Origin of the sequence: Sphingomonas phyllosphaerae, assembly GCF_029623345.1 — a bacterium.
Lineage (GTDB): Bacteria > Pseudomonadota > Alphaproteobacteria > Sphingomonadales > Sphingomonadaceae > Sphingomonas > Sphingomonas phyllosphaerae_C.
On record NZ_JAPYKH010000008.1, the window covers coordinates 164,925 to 172,865 of the forward strand.

7 protein-coding genes and 1 pseudogene are annotated in these 7,941 nt (G+C 71.1%); 2 read left to right on the plus strand and 6 right to left on the minus strand.

Annotated elements, in window-relative coordinates; translation table 11 throughout:
* Window positions 1-176: 176 nt before the first annotated feature.
* Both QBJ89_RS10410 and QBJ89_RS10415 read left to right on the plus strand, forming a co-directional pair.
* Window positions 177-2,048, plus strand: a complete 1,872-nt coding sequence (locus QBJ89_RS10410) for a PQQ-binding-like beta-propeller repeat protein (RefSeq protein ID WP_277980437.1) — start codon at window positions 177-179, stop codon at window positions 2,046-2,048.
* A gap of 10 nt (window positions 2,049-2,058) precedes the next feature.
* Entirely contained in the window at window positions 2,059-2,400 is a 342-nt protein-coding gene (locus QBJ89_RS10415; RefSeq protein WP_277980438.1) for a hypothetical protein, read from the plus strand.
* 70 nt (window positions 2,401-2,470) lie between these two features.
* Here the strand turns inward: QBJ89_RS10415 and QBJ89_RS10420 are convergent, their stop codons facing one another.
* From QBJ89_RS10420 to QBJ89_RS10445, 6 genes and pseudogenes are all read right to left on the minus strand, one after another.
* On the minus strand, window positions 2,471-2,749 hold the full coding sequence (locus QBJ89_RS10420) for a UvrB/UvrC motif-containing protein (RefSeq protein WP_277980439.1): 279 nt from the start codon (window positions 2,747-2,749) through the stop codon (window positions 2,471-2,473).
* Window positions 2,750-2,756: 7 nt separating this feature from the next.
* Window positions 2,757-4,409 carry a Na+/H+ antiporter gene (locus QBJ89_RS10425; RefSeq protein WP_277980440.1) on the minus strand — a complete coding sequence of 551 codons (1,653 nt, stop codon included), beginning with the start codon at window positions 4,407-4,409 and terminating at the stop codon, window positions 2,757-2,759.
* Between the two features lie 291 nt (window positions 4,410-4,700).
* Window positions 4,701-5,255 (minus strand): dCTP deaminase, encoded by a 555-nt coding sequence (gene dcd, locus QBJ89_RS10430; protein WP_183920730.1) that lies wholly within the window; start codon window positions 5,253-5,255, stop codon window positions 4,701-4,703.
* Window positions 5,256-5,544: 289 nt separating this feature from the next.
* The gene (locus tag QBJ89_RS10435) at window positions 5,545-6,858 is read right to left on the minus strand and encodes a sensor histidine kinase (RefSeq protein WP_277980451.1); all 1,314 of its coding nucleotides are present in this window, start codon (window positions 6,856-6,858) and stop codon (window positions 5,545-5,547) included.
* Between the two features lie 52 nt (window positions 6,859-6,910).
* A complete protein-coding gene (locus QBJ89_RS10440) occupies window positions 6,911-7,630 on the minus strand; it encodes a response regulator (RefSeq protein WP_277980452.1) in 720 nt (239 codons plus the stop codon).
* 48 nt (window positions 7,631-7,678) lie between these two features.
* Window positions 7,679-7,941, minus strand: a pseudogene (locus QBJ89_RS10445) (hypothetical protein); the annotation flags it as partial.

A 7,941-nucleotide genomic window follows, 5' to 3' on the forward strand; every position in this document is an offset into this window, starting at 1 on the left:
CCGTAAAGCAGCCTATGTCACGGATCATATTGTATAGGATCGTGCGGCTTGCTAGCACCGTTGAAATGACAGGACAACGTTGCGGCCACCGCGGGTGAAACGCAACGTTGCCGGCAGGAGAGTGACGCGTGGCGAGCAGGACCAGGCAACAGAGGTGGCGCGTCGCGCACGCAGGCATGATGGTGACCGCCGCGGTCGTACTCGCGCCATCACCGTCCGCCGCGCAGGCGAAGGGCGACTGGCAGGGCTATGGCCGCGACGAGAGCCACGCGCGCTACTCGCCACTGACCGAGATCAATCCGGCGAACGTCACCAAGCTGCGGCAGGTCTGGAGCTATCACATGCGACCCGCCGGCACGGCCGGCGAGGCGATCCCGATGCCCGACAGCGTCCCCGCCAAGTTCCGCACCGGCTTCTCCGCCTCGGAGGCGACACCGCTGGTGGTCAAGGGGGTGATGTACCTCGCCACCCCGTACAAGCGCGTGGTCGCGCTCGACGCCGCGACCGGGGCAGAGCGCTGGGTGTTCCAGCTGCCCGGCAACGACCAGGCCTCGACCCGCGGCGTCGCCTATTGGCCGGGTGGCAAGGGAACGGGTGCGCGGATCGTCTTCGGCACGCGCAGCGGCAAGCTGATCGCGCTCGACGCGGCGACCGGCCAGCCCGCGGCCGGCTTCGGTAACGCCGGTGCGGTCGACATGAAGACACCTGAGGTGATGAACGGCACGCGCGCACCGCTCGGCATGAGCAGCCCGCCCGCCATCTACCGCGACATCATCATCACCGGCTCGCGCGTGCAGGAGATGCCCGTGAAGGGCGCCGCCGGCGACGTGCGCGGCTGGGACGCGCGCACCGGCAAGCTGCTGTGGACCTTCCACACGATCCCGCAGCCGGGCGAGCCGAACTTCGGCACCTGGGAGGGCGACAGCTGGCAGAAGCGCTCGGGCGTGAACGTCTGGACCTTCGTGCTCGTCGACGACAAGCGCGGCATCGCCTACCTGCCCATCGGCGCCCCGACGTTCGATCGCTGGGGCGGCGATCGCAAGGGACAGAATCTCTACGGCAACTCGATCGTCGCGGTAGAGGCGGCGACGGGCAAGTATCTCTGGCACTTCCAGACGGTCCACCATGACATCTGGGACGTCGACCTGCCCACGGCGACCCTGATCGAGGTGCGCCGCGGCGGTCGCACGATCCCGGCGATCGCGGTGATGAACAAGACCGCGACGATGTTCATCCTCGATCGCGTCACCGGCAAGCCGCTGTACGACGTGCGCGAGGTGCCGGTGCCGACCGACACCGACGTGCCCGGCGAGCAGCCCTGGCCGACCCAGCCGATGCCGGTCACGCCTCCGCCGCTGGCGCGCACCAGCTACGCCGCTTCCGACCTGATCGACGGTCCGCCCGCGCACCGCGCGGCCTGCGAGAAGCTGGTCGCGGACCTGACCATCGCGCCCAGCCGACCGTTCCAGCCGCTACGTGCCGACAGCGCGGTAAACTTCTTCCCCGGCAGTCTCGGCGGAGTCGATTGGGGCGGGGGCGCGTTCGATCCGAGGAGCGGATTGTACGTGATCAACGTCAACAATCTCGCCAGCCCGCAGCAGCTCGCGAAGCAGCCCGACGGCAGCTGGGGGATGAAGGCGGGCTACGCCTACTTCCAGAATTCCGAGACCGGCAATCCGTGCCAGAAGGGGCCGTGGGGTGAGCTGGTTGCGGTGAACGTCGACACCGGCGCGGTGGCGTGGCGCAAGGTGCTGGGCAAGAACGACGATCCTGCCTTCGCCGCGAACGGCGTGGTCAGCGCGGGCGGGCCGATCACCACCGCGAGCGGGCTGACCTTCATCGGCGCGACGCGCGACGCGACGATCCGCGCCTTCGAGACGAAGAGCGGCGCGCTGTTGTGGTCGGCGCCGCTGCCCGCCTCCAATTATGGTACGCCGATGACCTATCGCGCCGCCGACGGCCGTCAGATGCTCGCCGCGGTGGCGACCGGCGGTTTCGCCTTCCAACCCGCGACCAGCGACCAGGTGGTCGCCTTCGCCGTCCGCTGAGGTGCCTGCCATGACGCGTATCGACCCGATCGTCCGCCTCGCCGCCGGCTGCGCCGCCTTCGCCGGTACCGCGCTGCTCGGCGCGGTGGCGCTGGCCGCGCAGCAGCCCGCCACGCCGACCGCCGCGCCCGCGCCGGGTCCGGGGCTGGACCTGATCAACGAGCGCTGCGGCTTCTGCCACACCACCAACCAGGTGTTTACCGCGCACAAGACCGCCGCCGAGTGGCCGGCGCTGGTTCAGTCGATGATCGACCGCGGCGCCGAGCTCTCGCCCGAGGAGCAGAAGGTGATGAGCGACTATCTCGTCGCCAACCTGGCGACGGACAAGAAAGCCGGCGCGACGGGGCATTGACGCGGGAACGTCATCGGGAACAGGCGGCGCTGGCGGCTGACGCCACATGCTTCACCTGATCGATCCTTGCTCAGCGGCGACGCATGCCGCGGCCGCGCGTCATCGGATCGGGCCGGGGCGGGGGCGTCCAGTCCGGCGGCGGCGTGACCCGCTGCTGGCTCGTGCCCAGCCCCATCGCGCCGGGTCGCTGGCGCTCGAGCCCGCTGAGATCGGCGGCGGCGGCCTCTTCCGCGCTCGCACCGCCGCGCAGGAGGTTGATGCGGTCGCGCAGCCGGCGCGCCTCCTCGAAGTCGAGTGCCGCGGCGGCCGCGTCCATCGCGGCATGCAGCTCGGCGAGGGTCTCGCTCATGTCGTGATCACAATCCCTTTCGCGTCAGACGCGCGTCGGCGAGATCGAGCTCGCGTCCGAGCTGCTCTGCCAACGTCAGTCCGATCTCGCGGCGGCGGCCCAGCGCGAACAGCGCCCGGCGCTCGGCGCGCACCGCGGCGAGGCGAAGCTCGCGCTCGATCTCGGCGTCCTGCGAGCGCTCGTCGCGCGCGCCGCTGTCCTCGTCGAGGTGCGCGATGCGGTCGCGATACTGCGCCATCAGCCGCGCCGCCACGTCGGTGTAGCGATCGGCGTCGCCGCGGTCCTGCGCCATGGCGTGCTGGACACGCTCGATCTCAGCGATCGCAGCCTCGGCGGTGACCACGCGGGCGCGGTCGCGCTCGCCCGCAGCGCCTTCCTCGGCGGGGAAGGTCAGCCCGCGCAGCAGCAGCGGCAGCCCGCCCGCGGCGATCGCGAGCGAGGCCAGGATCACGCCCGAGGCGAGCAGGATGACGAGATCGCGCGCGGGGAAGTCGGCGCCGCTCGGTAGCGCCAGCGGCAGCGTCAGCGCACCCGCCAGCGTGATCGCACCGCGCGCGCCCGCCACCGACATGGCCGCGATCACGCGCCGCGGCGGACTCCCCTTCGCACCGTCGCCGCGCTGCTTGGCGCGATAGAGCGTGAACTGGAGGGACACCCACACCCAGGAGAAGCGCAGCGCCGCGAGTACCGCGACGATCGCGGCGACATAGCCGAGCAGCCACCAGGCGTTGGCGTGCCCCGTGCCCGCGACCGCGGCGCGGGCGCCGGCGAACAGCGCGGGCAATTGCTCGCCGAGCAGGACGAAGATCACGCCGTTGAGCGTGAACTGCAGCATGTCCCAGACAGCGCGGCGCCGGATCCGTGTCGCCGCGCTCACCGCGACGCCGCTGCCGACGAAGGTCATCGCGATGCCCGCGGCGGCGGCGGCGAGCACGCCGGAGGCGTGGACATGCTCGGCGGCGAGATACGCGCCGAACGGGATCAGCAGGCTGACGAGGATGTTCGAGCCCGCGTCGTCGCCGCCGGTGCGGCGCGCGACCAGCGTCTTGCCGCCGATCGCCAGCCAGGTGACGCCGGCGCCGATCGCCACCCCGGCGAGCGCCATCCAGGCGAAGGTGCCGAGCGCCTCGCTCAGCGAGAAGGTGCCGCTGAGCGCGGCGGCGATGGCAAAGCGCAGGCACACCAGCCCCGAGGCGTCGTTGAGCAACGACTCGCCCTCCAGGATGTGCATCATGCGCTTGGGGATCGGCACCTTCTGTGCGATCGCGCCGACCGCGATCGGGTCAGTCGGCGACACCACCGCGGCGAGTGCGAAGGCGACCGCCAGCGGCATCGCCGGGATCAGCCAGTGGACGAAGAAGCCCAGCCCCAGCACGGTGAGGAACACCAGCCCGAGCGCGAGCCCGAGCACCGCGCCGCGGTCGCGCAGCAGCTCGTCCTTGGGGATGCGCCAGCCGTCGAGGAAGAGCAGCGGCGGCACGAGCAGCAGGAAGAACAGCTCGGGATCGAGCTCCACCCGGATGCCGGCGAAGGCGCCGATCAGCGCGCCGAGCGCGATCTGGACCAGCGGGCGGGGGAGAGCGGAAGGCAGAAGTCGCGAGACGGTGCCGCTGACGACCACCGCCAGCAGCAGGAACAGGCACAAGGTGACGACGTCCAACTTCAGCTTCTCCCGCAGATGCTCTTTTCTAAGACGCGCGCGGCGATGGGGTTCCGGGCGCGGTGTAGAAGATGGGACGCACCCCGCCCGCGCGCTCCCTCGACGCCTTGATGGCGTGGCAGACTTCGCCGCGAGCGTGACTTGTTCCCCGGCGAAGGCCGGGGCCCAGGTGGGAAGGCCGTGGTGAGACCCATGAGCGTCCCCCAACTGGGCCCCGGCTTCCGCCGGGGAACAGGGTCGGAGGTGGAGCGGCAGCGCAGAACATCACGGCACGCTCCGCCACCGGCACGCTCACAACCGCGGCAGCGTCACCCCGCGCTGTCCCATATATTTGCCCGCGCGGTCGGCGTAGCTGATCTCGCATGGCTCGTTGCCCTGGAGGAACAGGAACTGGCACGCGCCCTCGTTGGCGTAGATCTTGGCGGGCAGCGGCGTGGTGTTCGAGAACTCGAGCGTGACGTGGCCCTCCCAGCCCGGTTCGAGCGGAGTGACGTTCACGATGATGCCGCAGCGCGCGTAGGTCGACTTGCCGAGACAGATCACCAGCACGTCGCGCGGTACGCGGAAATATTCCACCGTCCGCGCCAGCGCGAAGCTGTTGGGAGGAATGATGCACACGTCGGTCTTGCGGTCGACGAAGCTGTTCGAGGCGAAATCCTTCGGATCGACGATCGCATTGTCGACGTTAGTGAAGATCTTGAACTCGTCGGCGACGCGCGCGTCATAGCCGTAGCTCGACAGGCCGTAGCTGATGCAGCCGTCGCGCCGCTGCGCCTCGACGAAGGGCTCGATCATGCCCTCGCCCTGCGCGCGCTCGCGGATCCAGCGGTCCGACAGGATCGACATACAGGCTCCCCCCAGGTGAGCGGACGCTTTCGACGCTGCGCCGGGCGAGCGCAAGGGGGCGGTGATCCGCTTCCTTCCTCTCCAATCGCTTGGAGGAGTCGTCGGGCCTGTCGAGACGGTGCCGCAGGTGGCGCCCTCTCGATATGCGCTCTCGACAAGCTCGATCGCTACTCGAGCCGAACGGAAGCGGGAGCTTAAACCAGCGGAAGACCAAACGAAGGGGAAGGTCGATTGATGGGGAGGGCATGACGGTTGGGGAGGGCCAACCGTCAGTCGTCGACCCTCCGCCTCACCCGCGCGGGAGCGTGATCGTTGCGACCAGCCCGCCGCCGTCGCGCGCCGCGAGCACGATCGCGCCGCCGGCCTCCTCGACGATCGCGCGGGCCAGGGCCAGCCCCAGGCCGATCCCGCCGGTCTCGCGGTTGCGCGATGTCTCGAGGCGGATGAAGGCGCCGAACACGTCGTCCAGCCGGTCCGCCGGGATGCCGGGCCCGCGGTCGGCGACCACGATCGCGGCGCTCGCCGCCTCGGCGCGCAGCGACACCTCGGCGGCGCCGGCGTATTTCACCGCATTCTCGATCAGGTTGCGCACCGCACGGCGGATCAGCGACGGGCGCAGCCGCATGCGCAGCCGCGCGGCCTCCTCGAACGCGACGTCGTCGCCCAGGTGGCGGAAGTCCTCCACGACCGCGTCCACCAGCGCGGCGAGATCGACCTCGGTCACGGGCTCGCTCGGGCGGCCGAGCCGTGCCAGCGACAGGATGTCCTCCAGCGTGCGGTTCATCTCGGCGATCGTGTCGGCCATGCGCGCGCGGTCCTGCTCGTCCTCGACCGACTCGATCCGCACGCGCAGCGCGGCCAGCGGCGTGCGCAAATCGTGGCCGATTGCGCCGAGCATGCGATCCTTCTCGTCCAGCATGGCGGTGACGCGCAGGCTGAGCGCGTTGAACGCGGCGATCACCGCGGCAACGTCGGGCGGTCCCTCCTCCTCGAGCGGGCGCGGCGGAGTGCGCGGCGAATAGGCGCGCGCGGCGGCGGCGAGCTCACGCAGCGGGCGCGAGATGCGGCGCGCCACCCACAGCACCGGCAGCAGCACCATGCCGTAAAGAATCAATGTTTGCGCGAGCAGCCGCCAGAACAGTCGCGTGTCGCCGCGCGGCAGCCCGCCCGCCAGCACCAGCCAGCGCCCGCCGGGCTGCTGCGCGGCGACCACGATGGTCTCGGGCGGCGGCTCGGGGCCGTGACGCGCGGCCATGCGGCGCTCGAAGCGACTGAGCGGCACCTGATAGGTTCCCGGCGGCGCGATCGCCACCTCCACCCGGCGCATCCGCACGCCGAACTCGTCGAGCTGCGCGCGCACCTCGCGCGCCATCTCCGGCTGCGGCGCCATCTCGGCGGTGATCGGGCTGCGCACGGCAACGCGGACGCGGCCGCGATCGGGGGTGATGCGGCGCCCGCTCGCCTCCTGATCAAGCGCGTCGGCGAGGCGGAAGGCGGCGGGGCGCGACGCTTGCGCGACGCGGAAGCTGCTCCGCTCGCGCAGCAGCAGCGCGAGGTTGATCGCCTGCGCCACGAACAAGGCGAGCGCGACCAGCAGCGCCATCTGCCCGGCGAGGCTGCGCGGCCAGGGCAGGCGGCGCCAGGTCACGCGGCGCTCACAGCCGCGTCACGTCGGTGGAGAGCGCGTAGCCGCCGCCCCACACCGTCTTGATGATCTCGGGCGCCTTGGGATCGGCCTCGATCTTGCGCCGCAGCCGGCTCACCTGATTGTCGATCGCGCGATCGAACGCCGCCGCCTCGCGCCCCTGCGTGAGGTCGAGCAGCTGGTCGCGCGTGAGCACCTGCCGCGGGCGCTGCACCAGCGCGAGCAGCAGATTATACTCGCCGGTCGACAGCGGCACCGAGACGCCCTCGCGGTCGACCAAAGCGCGCTCGCCGGTTTTGAGCAACCAGCCGGCGAAGGCATAGGCGCCGCTCTCGGGCGCGTGCTGGCGCACCGCGCCGCCCGCGGCGCGGCGCAGAACGACCTTGATCCGCGCCGCCAGCTCGCGCGGCGAGAAGGGCTTCACGACATAATCGTCCGCGCCCATCTCGAGCCCGACGATGCGATCGGTCTCCTCGCTCTTGGCGGTGAGCAGGATCACCGGCGTCTCGCCGGTGGCGCGGATGTGGCGGCACAGCGACAGCCCGTCTTCGCCCGGCATCATGATGTCGAGCACGACCAGGTCGATCGCATAAGCGGCCATGCGCATCCGTGCGCTCTCCGCGTCGCCCGCCTGGGTGACGCGGAAACCCTGCTTGGTCAGGTAGACGGCGAGCGGCTCGCGGATCGAGCGCTCGTCGTCGACGAGCAGCAGATGCGGGGTGTCGGCCATGTCGTCGGGGCCTGCCATAGCTGATGCCTCGATGGAAAGAGCCGCGTGTCAGTCGCGCTCTGGCGCGGCGCCGTCGCGTGGACCGCCGCGCTCGCCGTCACGCTCGCCGCGCGGGCCGGGGCCGCGCAGGTCGCCGTCGGGGCCGATGCGGCGGGCGCGCATCATCAGCCGCATCGCCTCGCGCTCCTGCTGGTCGACCCGGCCGTCCTGGTTGGTGTCGGCGCGATCGAACATCCGCAGCGCGCGCTCGCGGAACTGCTCGCGCGTCATCTCGCGCGGTTCGCGCCGGTGATGGCGGCCGCCGCGCTCGC

Bases quoted from the DNA above. Each gene is read 5' to 3' on its own strand.
- QBJ89_RS10420 (WP_277980439.1), bottom strand. From the start codon at position 2,749: ATGAGCGAGACCCTCGCCGAGCTGCATGCCGCGATGGACGCGGCCGCC.
- QBJ89_RS10435 (WP_277980451.1), bottom strand. From the start codon at position 6,858: ATGGCGCTGCTGGTCGCGCTCGCCTTGTTCGTGGCGCAGGCGATCAAC.
- QBJ89_RS10415 (WP_277980438.1), top strand. From the start codon at position 2,059: ATGACGCGTATCGACCCGATCGTCCGCCTCGCCGCCGGCTGCGCCGCC.
- dcd (WP_183920730.1), bottom strand. From the start codon at position 5,255: ATGTCGATCCTGTCGGACCGCTGGATCCGCGAGCGCGCGCAGGGCGAG.
- QBJ89_RS10410 (WP_277980437.1), top strand. From the start codon at position 177: ATGATGGTGACCGCCGCGGTCGTACTCGCGCCATCACCGTCCGCCGCG.
- QBJ89_RS10440 (WP_277980452.1), bottom strand. From the start codon at position 7,630: ATGGCCGACACCCCGCATCTGCTGCTCGTCGACGACGAGCGCTCGATC.